The sequence below is a fragment of the Intrasporangium sp. genome, assembly GCF_030452765.1.
In the GTDB taxonomy this organism is placed as follows: domain Bacteria; phylum Actinomycetota; class Actinomycetes; order Actinomycetales; family Dermatophilaceae; genus Intrasporangium_A.
In genome coordinates, this window is record NZ_JAKDLO010000088.1 from 1 (window position 1) to 18,261 (window position 18,261).

15 protein-coding genes are annotated in these 18,261 nt (G+C 71.0%); 5 read left to right on the forward strand and 10 right to left on the reverse strand.

What is annotated here, in order from left to right:
- Positions 1-388: 388 nt before the first annotated feature.
- From L0H79_RS12280 to L0H79_RS12290, 3 genes are all read left to right on the forward strand, one after another.
- Entirely contained in the window at positions 389-1,495 is a 1,107-nt protein-coding gene (locus L0H79_RS12280; RefSeq protein ID WP_301484901.1) for an ABC transporter ATP-binding protein, read from the forward strand.
- A gap of 90 nt (positions 1,496-1,585) precedes the next feature.
- Positions 1,586-2,650, forward strand: coding sequence for an extracellular solute-binding protein (locus tag L0H79_RS12285; protein WP_301484902.1), 1,065 nt, complete (start codon positions 1,586-1,588; stop codon positions 2,648-2,650).
- Positions 2,651-2,675: 25 nt separating this feature from the next.
- Positions 2,676-4,217, forward strand: coding sequence for an iron ABC transporter permease (locus L0H79_RS12290; RefSeq protein WP_301484903.1), 1,542 nt, complete (start codon positions 2,676-2,678; stop codon positions 4,215-4,217).
- A 49-nt stretch (positions 4,218-4,266) separates the two neighbouring features.
- Here L0H79_RS12290 and L0H79_RS12295 read toward each other — a convergent pair whose 3' ends face one another.
- On the reverse strand, positions 4,267-5,550 hold the full coding sequence (locus L0H79_RS12295; protein WP_301484904.1) for a M20/M25/M40 family metallo-hydrolase: 1,284 nt from the start codon (positions 5,548-5,550) through the stop codon (positions 4,267-4,269).
- Between the two features lie 54 nt (positions 5,551-5,604).
- Positions 5,605-6,321, reverse strand: a complete 717-nt coding sequence (locus L0H79_RS12300; RefSeq protein ID WP_301484905.1) for a GAF and ANTAR domain-containing protein — start codon at positions 6,319-6,321, stop codon at positions 5,605-5,607.
- Between the two features lie 448 nt (positions 6,322-6,769).
- On the opposite strand from L0H79_RS12300, the gene L0H79_RS12305 reads away from it, so the two are divergent.
- The gene (locus tag L0H79_RS12305) at positions 6,770-8,059 is read left to right on the forward strand and encodes a hypothetical protein (protein ID WP_301484906.1); all 1,290 of its coding nucleotides are present in this window, start codon (positions 6,770-6,772) and stop codon (positions 8,057-8,059) included.
- Positions 8,060-8,069: 10 nt separating this feature from the next.
- On the opposite strand, the gene L0H79_RS12310 is transcribed toward L0H79_RS12305, so the two are convergent.
- Both L0H79_RS12310 and L0H79_RS12315 read right to left on the reverse strand, forming a co-directional pair.
- Positions 8,070-9,125: an MBL fold metallo-hydrolase gene (locus L0H79_RS12310; protein WP_301484907.1), complete on the reverse strand. Its 1,056-nt coding sequence runs from the start codon at positions 9,123-9,125 to the stop codon at positions 8,070-8,072.
- 165 nt (positions 9,126-9,290) lie between these two features.
- Positions 9,291-9,446, reverse strand: a complete 156-nt coding sequence (locus L0H79_RS12315; RefSeq protein ID WP_301484908.1) for a DUF6131 family protein — start codon at positions 9,444-9,446, stop codon at positions 9,291-9,293.
- Positions 9,447-9,625: 179 nt separating this feature from the next.
- Here L0H79_RS12315 and L0H79_RS12320 point away from each other — a divergent pair, with 179 nt between their 5' ends.
- Positions 9,626-11,071: an MFS transporter gene (locus L0H79_RS12320; RefSeq protein WP_301484909.1), complete on the forward strand. Its 1,446-nt coding sequence runs from the start codon at positions 9,626-9,628 to the stop codon at positions 11,069-11,071.
- Between the two features lie 130 nt (positions 11,072-11,201).
- On the opposite strand, the gene L0H79_RS12325 is transcribed toward L0H79_RS12320, so the two are convergent.
- From L0H79_RS12325 to L0H79_RS12350, 6 genes are all read right to left on the reverse strand, one after another.
- Positions 11,202-12,473, reverse strand: a complete 1,272-nt coding sequence (locus L0H79_RS12325) for an aspartate kinase (protein ID WP_301484910.1) — start codon at positions 12,471-12,473, stop codon at positions 11,202-11,204.
- 206 nt (positions 12,474-12,679) lie between these two features.
- Entirely contained in the window at positions 12,680-13,261 is a 582-nt protein-coding gene (locus tag L0H79_RS12330) for a DUF5063 domain-containing protein (RefSeq protein WP_301484911.1), read from the reverse strand.
- 157 nt (positions 13,262-13,418) lie between these two features.
- Positions 13,419-14,024, reverse strand: a complete 606-nt coding sequence (gene recR / locus L0H79_RS12335; RefSeq protein WP_301484912.1) for a recombination mediator RecR — start codon at positions 14,022-14,024, stop codon at positions 13,419-13,421.
- A gap of 225 nt (positions 14,025-14,249) precedes the next feature.
- A complete protein-coding gene (locus L0H79_RS12340; protein ID WP_301484913.1) occupies positions 14,250-14,927 on the reverse strand; it encodes a 1-acyl-sn-glycerol-3-phosphate acyltransferase in 678 nt (225 codons plus the stop codon).
- A 117-nt stretch (positions 14,928-15,044) separates the two neighbouring features.
- Positions 15,045-15,803, reverse strand: a complete 759-nt coding sequence (locus tag L0H79_RS12345; RefSeq protein WP_301484914.1) for a class I SAM-dependent methyltransferase — start codon at positions 15,801-15,803, stop codon at positions 15,045-15,047.
- A gap of 68 nt (positions 15,804-15,871) precedes the next feature.
- Positions 15,872-18,208: a DNA polymerase III subunit gamma and tau gene (locus tag L0H79_RS12350; RefSeq protein WP_301484915.1), complete on the reverse strand. Its 2,337-nt coding sequence runs from the start codon at positions 18,206-18,208 to the stop codon at positions 15,872-15,874.
- Between the last annotated feature and the right edge of the window lie 53 nt (positions 18,209-18,261).

An 18,261-nucleotide genomic window follows, 5' to 3' on the forward strand; every position in this document is an offset into this window, starting at 1 on the left:
GTCGCCGGAGGGGTTCAACATCGGGATCAACGCCGGCACGGCCGGCGGTGCCGGCTGTGGCCGGGGCGGACGGGCCTGCGACCGCGGACGTGCCCGCCAGCGTGCCGAGGCAGGCCGCCGCGGTGAAGGCTGCGAGGACGCGGGCGCCGAGTCCCGCACGTAGTAGGCGCATCGTAGGCTCCCGCCGTCCGGCCATACCCGTCAAGGGCGAAGCCTTTCGGTCCGTTTGCGCCCATGTCAAGGCTTTTGTCCCGTAATGTCCCTGAAGTGCCCACAGATCTGTCGAGCTGGGGAGAGTGCCACGGCCTGAGCCACCGGCCACGGGTCGGCTGTGGCGCTCAGGAGGGCGCCTGTTAGGCCAGCCTTACCTTATGTATATAGTTGGGGCGTGCTGGAGGTACGGGGACTGTCGAAGGTCTTCGGGCGTGAGTCCGACGTCCGGGTCACCGCGCTCGATGACGTCGATCTGCAGGTCGCCGAGGGGGAGCTGGTCACCGTCCTCGGCCCCTCCGGCTGTGGGAAGACGACCTTGCTGCGCGCCATCGCAGGCTTCGAGACCCCGGACAACGGCTCGATCACGGTTGCCGGCCGGCAGGTCGCGGGCCCGGGGCGCCGGGTTGTCCCCGCGCACCAGCGGGGTATCGGGCTCGTCCCGCAGGAAGGGGCGCTCTTCCCGCACCTGTCAGTGGCGCAGAACGTCGGCTTCGGGTTGCGGCACCTGGGCGGTCGGGAACGTCGCGCGAGGGTGCGGGACGCACTTGAGCTGGTGGACCTGGGACAGCTGAGCCGAAGGCGTCCACACGAGCTGTCCGGCGGCCAGCAGCAACGTGTCTCGTTGGCCCGGGCGATCGCGCCTGGCCCGAGGGTCGTCCTGCTCGACGAACCGTTCTCCGCCCTGGACGAGTACCTGCGTGAGTCCCTGCGCGAACAGGTCCAGTCCGTGCTCACCGCCCTTGGCACCACCGCGGTCCTGGTCACGCACGACCAGCAGGAGGCACTCGCCCTCGGTGACCGGGTCGCGGTGATGCGCGCAGGCCGTATGGTGCAGGTCGACGACCCCCGGACGACCTACTTTCGCCCGCTCGACCTGCAGCTGGCCCGCTTCCTCGGCGAGGCCGTCGTCGTCGAGGGGGAGATCCTGCCCGCCGCACAGCTCGACCCCTCGATGAGCCCGAGGGTCACGTGTGTCTTCGGCACCCTCCCCGTCGCCGACTGGCACGGCCGCGACGGGCGGTGCGAGGTCCTCATCCGCCCGGAGAACATCCAGGCCAGCCGGGCCGAGGGCCGCCTCGTGAACGCAGCGGCCGAAGGGTGCGGAGGCCTCGTCGGCACGATCCTGACCCACACGTTCTACGGGCACGACGAGGTCCTGCACGTCCAGGTGCCCGAGCTTGCCCAGCACATCCCGGTCCGGGTACTCGGGGACCACGACTACCGGGTCGGCGACCACGTGCGCCTGGTCGTCGAACGTCCGGTCTGCACCTACTCGAGCTGAGCGCCCGGTGACGCCGTCACCGCTCCTCACGCCACCGTTCCCTCACGTGCCACATCCCAGCAAACCCCAGCGATAGAAGGAGATCCCCTCATGTCACGAAGCGGGCTACGTCTGCGCGTCACCACCGCCATCGCCGGTGCGGTCGCGCTCCTGACGGTCACCGCCGGGTGCTCGTCGTCCCCGTCCTCCGAGCCCGGAGCGACGGGTTCGGATGCCGCGACGACCCTGACCGTCTACACCGACCAGCACGCGGCGTTGGTCAAGGGCCTGACCGGCGCCTACACGAAGCAGACCGGTGTCACCTTCGACATCCAGCAGGACGCGACGGTGGGTCAGATCCAGGCGGAGGGCGACGCCTCTCCCGCCGACCTGTTCCTGTCCGAGGACCCGGCCCCGGTGGCCCAGCTGGGCAAGGCAGGCCTGCTCGAGCCGATCGAGGCGTCCACCGTCGCGCAGGTGCAGCCCGGTCTCAGCTCGCCACAGGACCTGTGGGTGGCCTACGCGGCCCGGGCACGCGTGCTCTACTACAACCCCGAGCTGATCGACGAGGCAGACCTGCCCAAGACCCTGCTCACCATCACCGACCCGCAGTACAAGGGCAAGTTCGCCTACGCACCATCCGGCGCGTTCGTGGCCACGACCCAGTACCTCATCTCGACGATCGGACTCGACGCGAGCACCGACTTCCTGAAGAAGGTCAAGGCGAACGGCGTCAACGAGCAGAAGAACGGGAACGTGCGAGACACCGTCGAGGCCGGCAAGCACGCAATGGGCCTGTCGAACCACTACTACTGGTGGATCAAGGCCGCCGAGGTCGGCGGCCCGGAGCACATGACCTCGAAGATCTACCACTTCCCCGAGACCGACCCGGGCAACCTCGTCCTCTCCTCCGGCGCAGCGATCCTGAAGAACAGCACCCACAAGGATGCGGCAGCCAAGTTCGTCCAGTGGCTCACCAGCAAGGACGGGGGCCAGCAGATCCTGTCCAGCGGCGACATCGACACCTCCGGCGCTCAGTACCCGGTGGCTCTCGGCACCTCGAGTGAGCTGGTGGGCGCCCTGAGCGACATCGCCTCGCCGACCTACGACATGAGCATCTACGCCGACCAGTCCCAAGCCCAGGACCTGCTCAAGAGCCTGGGAATCACCACCTGACATGCCCCGTCCGTCCAGGCGGCGCATGAATCCCAGCCGTGCGGCCATCGCGATCGCTGCGATGGCCGTCGGCGCGTTGTCGCTGCTGCCGTTCGCCTACCTGTTCGCCGCAGGAATGTCGACAGAGGCGATCGGCAAGCTGTTCACCTACCCGACCACGGCCGGCGACATCATCCGTACCGTCGGTCTGACCCTGTCCGTGTCGGCGGTGTGCGTCGTCGTCGGGGTCGGTGCGGCTCTCCTGCTCGTACGCACGACCATCCCGTTCCGCAAGCTGCTGACGGTGCTTCTCGCGATGCCGCTGGCGATCCCCGGCTTCGTGGCCGCCTACGCCGCCTACTCCGCCAACCTCATGTTCGCGCCCCGCACGAACATCGTCACCACCTTCGCGGGCGCGACCGCCATCATCGCGCTCACCCTGTACCCCTACGTGTTCCTGGCCGGCATCGTGGCCGTGCGCAACCTCGACCCCGCCCAGGAAGAGGTCGCCCGCAGCCTGGGCACCCGCCCCGTCGCGGTGTTCTGGCGCATCACGGTGCCGCAGCTACGGCCCGCCATCGCCTCCAGCGTGCTCATCGTGGCCCTGCACGTGCTCGCCGAGTACGGCGCCATGGTGCAGCTGCGCCAACGCACCCTGACCACGACGATCATGGCCAACATGCTCGACTACGGCGACTACGAGGCGGCTCGCTCCCTCTCCCTGCTCCTGGCCGGCCTGGCGTTCGTGTTGCTGGTCGGCGGGCGCCTGCTGACCGGACGCGCCCACCGGCAGAGCATCGGCTCGCAGACCGTCCGTCCGCCCACCCGGGCCCGCCTCGGCCGGGCCCACCTGGCCGTCCTCGTGGCCGCGCTCGTCGTCCCACTGCTGGCCCTCGGCCCGACCGTGTACATGACGATCCACGGCCTGACCTCCCCGCACCGACAGCTCGTCGTCAACTGGGCCGAGGTCCTGCAGGCCGCCCGGGTGAGCCTCACCTACGCGGTCTGGGCGGGCCTGCTCGCGTCGGTCGTCGCGCTGCCAGTCGCCTGGTGGGTCAGCCGGCACCCCTCCCCCTGGTCGAACCTGACCGAGCGATCGGTGTGGCTGGCGCACGCCATCCCAGGCGCGATCCTCGCTCTGGCCCTCGTCTTCCTGGCCACCCGGCTGCTGCCGGGCCTGTACAAGACACCGAGCCTGCTGGTGATCGCCTACGTCATCCTGTACCTGCCGCTGGCGGTGGCCAACCAGCGGGTCGGGCTGCACGCGGCACTGACCAAGTACGACGAGGCGGCCGCCTCACTCGGCAGCGGCGCCTGGCAGCGGCTGCGCCGGGTCTCGCTGCCGATCGCCCTGCCGGGACTGGCCACCGGGGCTCTGCTCGTGGGGCTGGACGCGAGCAAGGAGCTGACCACCACGCTCATGCTGCTGCCGTTCAACACCCAGACCCTGGCCACCGGCCTGTGGGCCACGACCAACGGGGAGTCCCTCGACTTCACCGCCGCCTCACCCTACGCGGTGATGCTGCTGGCGCTCGGTTCGATCCCGGTCTACCTGATCATGCGGCGCACCGTGCGCTACATCGTCTGAGACCGACGCGGTCGGGCGGCGCCCCCTACCGGCGCCTCGTGAACTCGGGTCAGAGGTGCCCACCCAGCCGATCGACGGCGAGCACGGCCAGGGCACGGGCGACGACGAACATCTCGCTGACGCTCACCTGCTCGCGCGGCGCGTGGGCGAGCCGCACGTCACCGGGTCCGTAGTGCAGGGTCGGGATGCCGCCGACCCCGACGTAGAGGCGCAGGTCGGACCCGTACGGCGCGGCGCCGAGCCGCGGCCGCCGCCCTTGGGTCAGCTCGACCGCGTCGGCCGTCTGGCCGACGAGCGGGTGCCCGGCCTCGCGGTGCCCGGGGGCTAACGGCCCGCCGGGCCGGGCGACGGTCGCGGGGTGCGCGCGCACCCACGGGGCGGGCGCGCAGGCCTGCGCGACAGCCTCCTCGAGCTGGGCCCGCGCCACCACCGGGTCGCCGTCGAGAGGGACCCCGAGGCGGCCCTGCGCGACGAGCAGGTCCGGCACCGAGCTGGCCCAGTCGCCGGCCCGGATCGTGCCGACGGAGATGCCGTACGGCAGCGGATTGCCGTCGAACAGCGGGCCGGGGGCGGCATTGATGCGCTGCTCCAAGGCCCGCAGGGCCGCGTGCACCGGCCAGAACGCCTCGAACGCCGAGACACCCTCCAGGCGCGTGCTGCCGTGGGCGGCACGCCCGGGCACCCGGATCTCGAAGGTCAGCGCGCCGGCGTTGGCTACGACGATCCGGCCGCTGGTCGGCTCCGTGATGACGGCAGCCTCACCGCGGTGACCGCGTTTCATGGTCGCGAACGCGCCGAGGCCACCGTCCTCCTCGCTGACGACCTGGTGCAGCGCGAAGCGTTTCTCGAACCTCACCCCCGAGGTCGCAAGAGCCTGGGCCACGGCGAAGTTGACCGCGACCCCGGCCTTCATGTCGCATGCACCGCGGCCGTGCACCACATCGCCGGTCACCGCGCCGCCGAAGGGATCGCCGCCGGCCCAGGCGGCCGGGTCCCCGACCGGCACGACGTCGACGTGGCCCTGCAGGACGAAGCCCGGCTCGCCCTCGCCCGGCGCGAGCCCGACCAGGCCGTAGCCCTCGCTCCGGTCGACCTCGGTGCCGGGATGGTCGGGGTCTGCCTCGAGCGCCTCGAGGTCCAGCCGCCACAGGTCGACCTCGAACCCGAGCCCGGCCAGGTCGCCGGCCATGGTGTTCTGCAGCTCGGACTCGGCGTCGGTGCCGGTCACGCTGGGCACCCTGACCAGCCGTCGGAGTCGGTCGACCATCGCCGGCTCGTCGAGTGAATCGAGGACGCGGCGCTGGGCAGGGGTCAGGGACGCCGAGCTCGTCATACCAGCACGCTACGTCACCTGCGAGAATCCTGCGTCGGCCCGCTGCGGCTCGCCCTAGACCGGAACCTCCCCGGTCTGTTCCACCTCGGCGGCGATGTCCCGCAACTTGCGGTTGAGGTGCTGGCTCGCCTCACGCAGCCGTTCGAAGGCGTCCTCGGAGGTGACCAGGTCGTGAGCCATGATGATCCCGATGGCGGCGCCGATCTGCCGGCTGCTCGACAGCGCCGACTTGAAGTCGGCCGCGTCCCGCCGTCGAAGCACCTGCTCGACGGCGAGCGCCGCGAACGGCGCGAAGATCGACGCGACGCCGACGTCGAGCTCGCCGAAGGCGTCGGGCTTGCGCGAGTAGAAGCCCAGCGACGCATGGTCACCGCCAACCAGTGCGAGCCGCACGGCCAGCATGCTCTGGACCCCCGTCTCCGCGACGCACCGTGGCCCGAAGGCGGGCCAGCGCGGGTCTGCGCCCAGCCCGCCGGACAGGGTGACGGCATGCCCCGTGGACTCGTCCAGGCACGGGCCTTCACGGGTGGAGAACTGGATCTCGTCGACCAGTCGGGGCAGCGGGTCCGTGACGCTGATCGTGTGCGGGAACCGTCCGCTGCGCAGGACCGTCAGCGCGCAGTGATGGGTGTGCGGCAGCGCACGGGCGGCGAGCTTGACCACCAGGTCGGGATCGAGGCCGTCTCCGTCGAACGAGGTCAGCGCGGCACTGACCTCGGTGAACTGGAGGCCAAGTTGCGCGAGGTGTCGCAACTGCGCGTCGCCAGCCATTCGGCCTGCTCCTTGACGAGGGGTGGCGGTGGGTGGCTCGACGTACGCGACACCCGCCGCGCGTAGGCTCCATGATAGGCCGAGCCGGCTCGAAGAACGCTGGGTGCGACGGCACCTTCCAGCCCACTCGGCCCCACCCGGAGTCCGCCGGAGACGCGTTCGAACATGCACCCGCCCCAATAGCCCATCGTGGCCCCCTCGGCCCGAAGTCTCCCCGCCCATGAGTGTCCAGCGCAGGCGTGCGGGACCACAACCGGATTTCCCGGCAAGGGGGTATGCCGCTCACTTTCCGCACGCTCGCCAGCGCGCTCAGCGACATACCACGTCACTGGCAACAGGTCGACGCCACCCGGCCACTTTTCGCCAACCGGCTCGACCCGGTGCGTTTCCTGGGTACCCTTCGACGTGGGAGGCCTGACAGGGCTGTCGGCGTCGGGGGGTGTTGGGCATGGTCGTGGAACCCGACAGGATCGGTCGAGAGCGGTCCGCTGAGTCGATCGAGACGAGCGTGATCTCGGACCTCCGGTTCTGGCTGCGCCGATCCTCCGCGTTCCGCGCATTTCCCGGTCTCGTGGCCATGACGACGATCCTTGTCGCGTTCTTCGGCTGGGGATGGGAGTACGACTGGGCCACCGCCTTTGCACACGGCACGACGTCGACGGTGCTGCTCTGGCCGGTCCTCGCCGGCCTGGCCGCCCATGACCGCTCGCAACGCGCGGATCTGGTCCAGGTGCTGCCGGGCGCACCCACAACGGGGCAGAGCCAGTGGGCGATCCTGCTCGCCGTGTGGTTCTGGGGGATGCTCGCCTGGGGGGTCGCGATGGGCTACGCCGTGTGGCGGGTCCTGCAGTACGGACCACCCGAGGTCTTGGGCCTGTGGGTCCTGGTCGAAGGCGCCGTCGGGCTGCTGGCCGCAACGGCGGTGGGCCTGGCCTGGGGGTCGAGAGTCACGAACCCGGCCGGCCCGCTGATCATCGGGTCCCTCGTGTTCCTCACCACGACGACCGGTGCCACCTCCCTCGGCCTGCCCTCGCTCTCCTTCTCGGAGGTGGACGAGATCGACCTCATCGGGTGGCGCGAGGTGCCCTCGGTGACAGCAGCCATCATCGCGACGAGCGCAGCCATCTGCCTCGTCGCGGCGCTCTGGGCGCGCCGGCCGGATGGACGGCGGCGAACCACCGCCGTGCGCTGGACTGTCACCGCGGCTCTCGTGCTTGGGGCCCTCGGCTACGGTCAGGCGAGCAAGGACGCCAACGTATACGAGAAGATCACGCCGCCGCAGGCGCTGGTGTGCGTCGGGTCATCCCCGAAGGTGTGCGGACCGCAGGACGGCCAGGTCGTGCTGCAGATCAGCCAGCGCTCGCTCGTGGAGGGTGCGAGCCGGCTGCGGGCCTCGGGGCTGGACCTCGACAGGGTGCCGCGCTACGACTTCGTCCCGTTCGGGGAGCCGATCTCGCTTCCTCCGGACGTCGGGGTCCTGCAGGTGTCGCCGCTGGACATCGACGGCGACCGGCTCCAGGCCAGTGACGTCGCCTCCTTGCTGGTCATGCGTGGACCCTGCTCGCGGGCGAGCGAGGCCGGCCGCTACGGCCTGCTCAACAACCGGATCCGCGTGCTCGAGTGGGCCGAACACACCCTCGACGCGCAGACCGTCACGGGCCCGCCGCCGGCGCCGGTCGTGGCGAGCGCCCGCGCTCTGCAGGCCGCGTGCCGTGGCTCGGCTTCGGCGCTGACGTGAGACAGCCCCCTCACGCCGATCGGTAGCGGCGCACGCCGTCGCCGATCTCGCACGTGACGAGGCCCCGCTCGGCGAGCACCTGCAGATGAGCCGAGGTCTCGAGGATCGCGAGCATCTCGTTGAAGAGGTCCATGTCGGCGAGCCGGCGCCGGCGCCTCGTCCAGGTCAGCTGTCCGGCCACCTCGAAGGCAGTCTCGGCCCCGGTGTCGAGGGCCCGCAGAGTCAGGTCGAGCCGCTCCGCGTGGTGGGCGAGCAGCTCGTCGACCCGTTCGTGCACGCTGGCCGTCGTCGGGCCGTGCGCCGGCAGCAGCCGGGCGTCCGGCATCGCCCGTACCAGCCGCAGCGACGCCAGGTAATCCCCGAGCGGCGAGATGGCCCGGACCGGCTGGAAGCCGATCGACGGGGTGATCTGCGGCAGCACGTGGTCACCGGCGAACAGCAGCGACCCGGCGGGGTCGTGGTAGACCATGTGCCCGCTCGTGTGGCCCGGCGTCTCGATCGCGGCGAGCCGGCGCCGGCCGACTGCGATGACCTGCCCGTCCCGGAGCCACTCGTCGGGCGCGGCCCACTCGTCGGGGTCGATCGGCGGCGGGTGGTACGCCGCCAGCCGGTCGGCGAGGGCGCCCGCACCGGCCTCGCGCAGCATCGGCACCTGGGCGACCTCGATCTCCTCGTCGCCGCCCTGCTCGGCCCGCGCGGCGAGGTGGTCGAGTGACGGCCGCTCGCCGGCACCGAGGGACACCGTGGCGCCAAACCGCTTCCGTACGATCGCCGCATTGGTGTAGTGGTCACGGTGGACGTGGGTGACGAGGAACCGGTCGACGTGCTCCAGGCCGAAGCCGATGTGATCGAGGGCATCGCGCAGCGCCACCTCGGCCGCCTCGATGGCCCAGCCGCCGTCGACGAGGGTGAGCCGGTCGCCATCGCCGAGGGCGTAGACGTTGACTGCACGCAGCCCGTCGTTCGGCAGCGGCAGCGGCATCCGGTGGATACCGGGTGCGACCTCGAACGCGCCCGGCCGCGTCCACGCGTCGCGGTCCTCGGGGTCGTCCAGTCGGGCTGTCACGTGACATCTCCCTCGGGCTCGGTCTCCTTGGCAGTATGCCGCTCACCCCCTCACGCTCGCCGCGCCGGGTCCTACCGGCCGTCCCCAGCGGAGCGACCCGGTGCCGGGACATCGGGCCGCTCGGGTCGACCGGGCCGCATCACGGGCGCGGGCGCTGGGGTGTGCTCACCAGTAGTGAGACCGTCCCCCGACAGCGTGTCCAACGGATCCCAGTATCCACAGGGCGAGGCCGATGACGGCCAGGATGATCCCGATGGTCCAGAGGATGCCGATCTTGAGGACCAGGCCGACGATCAACAGGATGATCCCGAAGATGATCATGATGCGCTCCCTAGTAGTGGTCGATCCCGATCCCGTACCCGCCGCGAGTGCTGTCGAATCCTCAATGTGGTCTCTTTGTTGCGACGTCTGGTTCCTGCCGCCCGGTTCCCCGCCTCAAGCACGGCGAAGGGAGCCGGCATCCCGTTTCCGCTCCCTGCTCGCGGGGTAGCGTCGGCGGGGTGAGCACTGGCGAGGAGGGACGCGACCCCCGCCGGTGGCGAGCCCTCAGCGTCGCCCTCGTCGCCGGCTTCATGGCGCTGATGGACGTCAGCATCGTCAACGTCGCGCTGCCCTCGATCGAGCAGGGACTGCACGCGGACACCAGCGACCTGCAGTGGATCGTGTCCGGCTATGCGTTGACGTTCGGGCTCGTCCTGGTCCCGGCCGGGCGGCTCGGGGACGCGCGGGGGCGGCGGACGATGTTCGTCGTGGGAGTGGCCGTCTTCACGGCGAGCAGCGTGACCGCGGGCCTCGCCCCCGTGCCGGCGGTGCTCGTCGCGGCCCGTCTCCTGCAGGGCGTGGGCGCGGGGGTGCTCAACCCTCAGGTCAGCGGGCTGGTCCAGGAGCTGTTCCGAGGCGCCGAGCGCGGCAAGGCGTTCGGCCTGCTCGGCGCGACGATCGGTGTCTCGACCGCGATCGGCCCGTTGCTCGGCGGCGGGATCATCAAGGTACTCGGCGCCGACACCGGCTGGCGGTGGATCTTCTTCGTCAACGTGCCGGTCGGGATCCTCTGCATCATGCTCGCCTTCCGCTACGTCGCCGCACGCAGCGGTGCCGAGCGACGGGACGAGGACCTCGACCTCGTCGGCGTCGCGCTGCTCGGCATCGCCGTCTTCACCGTGCTGCTGCCGCTCGTCGAGGAGCGGAACTGGCCCGGCGCCGGCAAGTGGCTGCTCCTGCTCGTCTCCGCGGCGTCCTTCGCCCTGTTCGTCTGGTGGGAGCTGCACCAGACCCGCCGCGGGCACGCCCCGCTCGTGGATCTGCGCCTGTTCCGGATCGAGAGCTACACATCCGGCGTGATCATCGGGCTGCTCTACTTCTCCGGCTTCACGGCGATCTTCTTCATCATCACCCTCTACCTGCAGCTCGGGCTCGGCTACTCCGCCCTGCTGGCCGGGCTCACGGTGACACCCTTCGCGATCGGGTCCGCGGCGGCGGCGGCTCTCGGTGGGTCGGTGGTCACGCGACTGGGCCGGCCGCTCGTCGCCGTCGGCCTCGTGCTCGTCCTCGTCGGGATCGGGCTGACCGACCTGGTCGTCTCGGTGCGGGGCGACGACCCGGGCTGGTGGATCGCACCGCCGCTGCTGATCGCGGGGATCGGCAGCGGGCTGGTCATCTCACCCAACGTGACGCTGACGGTGTCCGAGGTCCCGGTTGCCCAGGCGGGCACTGCGAGCGGGGTGCTGCAGACCGGCCAGCGCATCGGCACCTCAGCCGGGATCGCCCTCATCGGGTCCGTCTTCTTCGGCGCGGTCGCCACGAGCCATGGCGACTTCGCGCACGCCCTCAGCGTCGGGCTGCGGTTCACGCTCGTCCTCGTCGCCGTCGCCCTCGTGGCGGCCCTGGTCGACGTCGTCACCGCCCGGCGCCGGCGCGAACCCGCCTCCCTGCCCGGTCCGAGGTGATCCCGGGCCGGGCTCCGGCGCTGCAAGGCCCGGCCCACGAGAACCCACGCTGATCGCAGTTGTCGTGGCGGCGCGGCCCACGTGGCCACGAGAAACCACACCGATCGCAGTTGTCGCGGCGCGGTCGAGCTCAGCGGCCGGTGCCGCCGTAGACGACGGCCTCGTCGGACGAGTCGAGCCCGAAGGCCGTGTGCACCGCGCGCACCGCGTCCTCGAGCAGGTCGGCTCGCGTCACGACGGACACGCGGATCTCGGAGGTCGAGATCATCTCGATGTTGATCCCGTTGTCGGCGAGTGCCTTGAAGAACTTGGCCGACACACCCGGGTGCGACTTCATACCGGCACCGACGAGCGAGATCTTGCCGATCGCCTCGTCGAGGCGCAGGTCCTCGTAGGCGACCTCGTTCCGGATCGCGAGCAGCGCCCCCATCCCCTTCGCCCCGTCGGCCTGCGGCAGCGTGAAGGAGATGTCCGTCTTGGCCGTCTCGGCCGCCGACACGTTCTGCACGATCATGTCGATGTTGATGTCCGCGTCGGCGATCGCGCCGAAGATCCTCGCCGCCGCGCCGACCTCGTCCGGCACGCCGACGATGGTGATCTTGGCCTCGCCCTTGTCGTGCGCGACACCGGCGATGATGGGAGCTTCCACAGCGCCTTCTCCTTCGTAGGGGTTGTCCTTGATCCAGGTGCCCGGCCTCCTCGACCAGGACGAGCGCACATGGATGGGGATGCCGTAGCGGCGGGCGTACTCGACGCAGCGCAGGTGCAGGATCTTGCTGCCGTTCGCGGCGAGGTCGAGCATCTCCTCCATCGAGACGACGTCGAGCTTGCGGGCGGTCGGCAGCACGCGCGGGTCTGCGGTGAACACGCCGTCGACATCGGTGTAGATCTCGCAGACGTCAGCCTTGAGCGCGGCGGCAAGCGCGACCGCGGTCGTGTCCGAGCCGCCCCGACCGAGCGTGGTGATGTCCTTCGTCGTCTGGCTCACGCCTTGGAAGCCCGCGACGATCGCGATGTGCCCGGCGTCCACGGCGCTCTGGATGCGGCCCGGCGTGACGTCGATGATCCGCGCACGACCGTGCACCTCGTCGGTGATGACGCCGGCCTGCGACCCCGTGAAGGAGCGGGCCTCCGCGCCGAGCTGGGCGATCGCCATCGCGACGAGCGCCATCGAGATCCGCTCACCCGCGGTGAGCAGCATGTCCAGCTCGCGCCCGGGCGGGTTGGGGGTCACCTGCTCGGCGAGGTCGAGCAGGTCGTCGGTCGAGTCGCCCATCGCGGAGACGACGACACACACCTGGTTGCCGGCCCGCTGCGTCTCGACGATCCGGCGGGCGACGCGTTTGATCGCCTCCGCGTCGGACACGGACGATCCGCCGTACTTCTGGACCACGAGGCTCACGCTGACTCCCGGGACGGCACGATGTGGGGCGAGTCGATTCTAGGGACGCTGCGAGCCGGTCATCGCGGCGCGGTCGACCGCTGAGACGTCACGCCCGACGACCAGTTTCGCCGCCGCTGTGTCAGCCGAGCGCAGCAACTCGACGCGGGAGGGATCGTGGTCGTCCGGCGGAACAGCGGTGGCCCGCTCAGCGACATACCGTGCCGTCACGGATGGAGCGCGTCGAACTCGGCCTCCGATACGTCGTCCTCGTCGGCGTCGAGGCGCAGGTGCGAGAGCACCGACTGGAGCACCCGCAGCGCGCTCGAGGCACGGTCTCCCCACGATGAGAGGTAGCTGAACTGCCACCACCAGAGTGCCTCGGCCGTGCGCCCGGCGGCGAAGTGCTTCAGACCGTGGGTGAGCGCGAGCGCGACGTCGGCGAGGTCGTTGCTGATGGCACCTCCGGTGAGCTCGACGGAGGTGAGTGGGTCGACGATGTCGGCGTAGTCGTCGATGCCGTTGAAGACGTTCGCCAGGCCCGTGCGCAAGGGGTCGGGGTCGTCGTCCGCCCCGGGGTCGGTCTCGTAGCGCTCCTCGGGTACGACGTCCTCGATGGCGCCGAGCCGCGCGCCGGCCACGAGGATCTGCGAGAGCGCCAGGGTCAGCACCGGGATCGCCGTGTCGGGCGAGCTACCCGACGCGACCTCGGTCACCGTGGTCAGGTAGGCGCTCGCGTCGTGCGCGGTGAGGTCGGCAAGCGTCGCGAGGTCGTCGGTCACAGGTCGATCGCCGGGTGCGTTCGTCATGACCCCAAGCATGCCGTATGCCGTGTGCCTGTTCCCGCTCCAACGGAACCATCCGACCGCAGCTGGGTCCACAGACTGCAGCCGGGTCCACCGACTGCTGGTACACCAGCAGTCACCTGCCCAAAGCACAGTCGCTGGCTCGGAGCGCCGGCGCGGGTCACGCGTCGACTCTGCGCCGGCCCTCGAAGGCGCGCCCCAGGGTGACCTCGTCGGCGTACTCGAGGTCGCCGCCGACCGGCAGCCCGGAGGCGAGGCGGGTGACCGCGACCTCGGGTGCGGCGCCCTTGAGCAGGCGGCTGAGGTAGGTGGCCGTTGCCTCGCCCTCGAGGTTGGGGTCGGTTGCGATGATGACCTCCTGGATGGTGCCGTCTGCGAGACGCTTGACGAGCTCGCGGATCCGCAGGTCGTCGGGGCCGACCCCGTCGATGGGGCTGATCGCGCCGCCGAGCACGTGGTAGGTGCCGTGGAACTCCCGGGTGCGCTCGATGGCGACGACGTCCTTGGGCTCCTCGACGACGCAGATCGCGGAGCGGTCCCGGCGGGGGTCGGCGCAGATCCGGCAGCGCTCGGCCTGGGCGACGTTGCCGCACTCCGCGCAGAAGCGGACCTTGGCCTTGACCTCGGTGAGCGCGGTGACCAGGCGGCTCACCTCCTCGGCGTCGGCCTGCAGGAGGTGGAAGGCGATCCGCTGGGCGCTCTTGGGCCCGACACCGGGCAGCCGGCCGAGCTCGTCGATGAGGTCCTGCACCGCGCCTTCGTACACGGCCTCAGCCTATGTCGTGCCGCGCCGTCCCCCGCCCCGCCACTCACCTCTCCCTTCCTCGAGTAGTGCACTTCACCCCGGATCGAGAGTGCACTTCCCCCGATCGAGAGTGCACTTCCCCCGATCGAGAGTGCAGTTGTCAGCATCGAGAGTGCAGTTCCCCCGATCGAGAGTGCAGTTGTCAGCATCGAGAGTGCAGTTGCGCCGCGCGCGGGACAACGACGCTCAGGTGCCTGGGTCACCACTGCTCGGGACCGTGTTGTACTCCTCTGCCCGCTCCTGCCCGGTCAGGGCGGCGATCGCTTCCATGACGTCGTCCGTCAGCTGCCGACGAGCCTTGCCCGCCGGGAGTCCCTGGTAGGGCTCGACGCCGATCGGCTTGCCGAAGCGCACCGTCACCTTGGCCAGGCGCGGGAAGCTCGAACCGACCGGCTGGATGTTCTCGGTCCCGATCAGCCCGACGGGGACGACGGGAACCTCGGCGTGCAGTGCGAGCCACCCGACCCCGGTGCGCCCACGGTAGAGGCGGCCGTCGCGTGAGCGGGTGCCCTCCGGATAGATGCCGAAGGCCTCACCGGCCTGGAGCACCTTCAGACCAGCGTCGAGGCTCTCCTGCGCGGCGGTCGGGGAGCGGCGGTTGACCGGGACCATCCCGACGGCGGTGAAGAACCCTCGTGAGATGCCTCCCTTGATCCCGGTACCGGTCCAGTAGTCCTCCTTGGCGAGGAAGCGGACGTGCCGCGGCGCCACGAGAGGGATCGCGAAGGAGTCGATGAAGGACCGGTGGTTGCTCGCGAGGATGACACCGCCGGTGAGCGGGACGTTCTGCTTGCCCTCGATCGTCGGTCGGTAGAGGACTCGGCTCAGCGGAACGAGCGCACCGCGAGTGACGCTGTAGAGCATAGGCACACTCTAGGGGCCGGGCGTTCTGTCGGCGCGACGGGTTGGGGTGCGAGCACGACCCAGCAGCCGTGATCTCGACATCGCGGATTGGCGGAGGCGGATCCGTGGGGGGCACCGTCACGCTCGGCCTCGGGCCGCCCAGGCCGTCGCGCGGATCTCGAAGGGTGGCTCGCCGGCACGGGCCCGGCATAGGTCGCGCAGCGCGTCCTGCCGATCGGGTGCGAGCCCGCAGACGTAGTCGCCGGTGGGGCCGACGCCGAGCGTGTAGGGCTCCCACCACTCGTCGAACGACTGGTATGCGACCGTGACCTCGAGCTCGGCCTCCGAGAGTCCCTGCAGCCCCGCCTGTTCGAGGAGCCCGGCGAGCTCGTGTCGTCTCGCACCTGGCAGGCCCTCCTCTCCCGGAGCACCCGGGTCGAGCTCGAGAGCCGCGTGGCGCAGCAGGCTCATCGGCGCCCGGTGCCCGGCGAGATCCCAGACCGTCACGGCAACGGTGCCGCCCGGTCTCGTGACGCGGCGCATCTCCCGAAGCCCCGCGACGGGGTCCGGCATGAAATGGACGACGAGGGAGGCGAGGGCGAGGTCGAAGGTGCCGGCCGCCCAGGGCAGCTCACCGGCTCGAGCCTCCCGCACGTCGACGCCGGGCAGCCGCTGCCCCAACGCGGTGCGGAACGTCGGTGACGGATCGACGGCATGGACTCGCTCGATGCCGAACCGCCCGACGAGGACGGCCGTCAGGGCGCCCGGACCGCAGCCGACGTCGAGCGCACTCGCCTGGGCCGGCGGAGCGAGCCAGTCGACGAGCCGGGCTGCGAGCGGCTCGGAGTAGCGACCCATGTAGCGGCCGTAGGCATCACCGGCGACGTCGAACGTCATCCTCCGACGGTACGCCGGTCACACCCTGCCACGCCTGCCCGCTCGCCCCCGCTGGTCGGGTCGGGTCGCTACTCGTCGAGCTCCTGCAGGACCGTGCCGCCCAGCACCTTCTCGATGACCGCTCGTCCCACGTCGGTGGAGATCTCGATGTCCTCGTCGTCGGCACTGGCGGCCGAGTCGTCGGCACTGGATGCCGAGCCGTCCGCACTGGATGCCGAGCCGTCGGTCGTGACGGGAAAGGCACCCGAGCCGGTGGGACCAGGGGCCGGCTCGCGGGCCGCTGCCGTGCGGGACGACTTCACTGGCCCCGGCCCCTCGGGCGTCCCGGGGCTCCCGTTCGGTCGAGGACCCGTCGACACGTCCGTCGTCGGCTCTGCCGCCAACGGCTCTGCCGCCAACGGCTCTGCCGCCCAGTCAGGCGGGGGCGCGGTAACGCTCCCCCAACTTGCATTGTCATCGAGGGACCGGCTCGCGGGAGTCGGCGTCAGGCCGGCGTCGACGATGACGTCGCCTCCGATCACGCGGCTTGCCCGGGCGTCACCACGGCTCGGGGGGTGCGGGGGGCTCGGGGATGCCTGCGAGGGCCGAGGTGGCGACGGGCGTGGCCTCGCCGCCGGGTCGCCGTCAGGCGCACTCGAGTCGGGGCCAGGCATGGCTGGGCCACCGGCACTCGGGGACCGCGGCGGGCTCTGGAGGGCCGGACCGCCGTTGGAGAGGTGGACCCCCTCGACACGCGCGTCGAGCCCGAGCTCGTCGATCAGTGCCTGCCGGACGATCTCGGCGTGGTTGCCGGCTCGGAAGGTGTTGGTCAGCCCCTCGGTCGCGATCCCGAGCGTCAGGGTGCGGCCGTCGTACCCGACGACCTGCGCGTTCTGGGAGACGAAGGTCCAGGTGATGCGGCGCATCTGGAAGACCCGACCGAGCACGTCGGGCCAGGCTCGACGGATGGCGTCGGTGTCGAGCCCGGTGCCCGTGGCAGTCGTGGGTGACGAGGCGGAGGCAGGCGCCGCGGCTGGAGGTTGGCCTCTCGACGGTTCCGGCACCGCCGCGGGCGCAGGCGCGGGCCGGCCCCTCGGCGGTTCACGCGCCGGTTCCGGCCCAGGCGCGGGCCGGCCTACCGAAGGCTCCGGCGTCGCTGCCAGCACAGGCGCGGGCTGGCCTCTGGACGGTTCGGAGGATGTCGGGCCCGACGGGCCCGGCCTCACCGGCCGGCCCCTCGGCGGATCGAAGGACGTAGGGGCACCGCCGACCTCGAGGCGGCGCTCGATGCGGTCGAGGCGAGCGGCATACCCCTGCTCGCCGGAGGCGGCGGGCAGCAGGACCCGCGCGCAGATCAGCTCGAGCTGCAGCCGCGGCGAGGTCGCACCGGTCATCTCGGTCAGGCCGGTGTTGACGATGTCGGCCGCACGCGAGAGCGCGGCCGGCCCGAACGCGGCCTGCTGCACCCGCATCCGCTCGAGCTGGTCCTCGGGCACGCCACGCAGCACCTGACCCGCGCCGTCCCGAACCGCCGCGACGACGATCAGGTCGCGCAGCCGCTCGAGGAGGTCCTCGACGAACCGGCGCGGGTCGTGGCCCGACTCGATGACCTTGTCGACCTGCCGGAACGTCGCAGCCCCGTCACCGGCCGCCAGGGCGTCGATCGTCGCATCGAGCAGCTCCGCGTCGGTGAAGCCGAGCAGCGACACCGTGCCGGCGTAGGTCAGCCCCTCGGGACCGGACCCGGCGATGAGCTGGTCGAGCACCGACAGCGAGTCACGCACCGACCCGCCGCCGGCCCGGGACACGAACGACAGGACGCCTGGCTCGACCGCCACACCCTCCTGCTCGAGGATCCGCTCCAGGTAGGCGATCAGCTTCGCGGGCGGCACGAGCCGGAACGGGTAGTGGTGGGTGCGCGAGCGGATCGTGCCGATCACCTTCTCCGGCTCGGTCGTCGCGAAGACGAACTTCACGTGCTCAGGCGGCTCCTCGACGATCTTGAGCAGGGCGTTGAAGCCCTGCGTCGTGACCATGTGCGCCTCGTCGATGATGTAGACCTTGTAGCGGCTCTGGGCCGGCCCGTAGCTCGCCCGCTCGCGCAGGTCACGCGCGTCGTCGACGCCGCCGTGGCTCGCCGCGTCGATCTCGATGACGTCGACGCTGCCCGGGCCGCCGCGCGCGAGCGCGACGCACGAGTCGCAGGTGCCGCACGGCGTCGGCGTCGGTCCCCGCTCACAGTTCAGGCAGCGAGCGAGGATGCGCGCGCTCGTCGTCTTGCCGCACCCGCGCGGCCCGCTGAAGAGGTAGGCGTGCCCGACCCGCCCGGTGCGCAGCGCCTGCATGAGCGGCTCCGTGACGTGCTCCTGGCCGATGACGTCGGCGAAGCTCTCGGGCCGGTAGCGGCGGTACAGGGCGGTGGCCATGGCGGAACCCTAACCGCCCAGACCGACACGCCGGTATGCCGCCGAGTGACCTG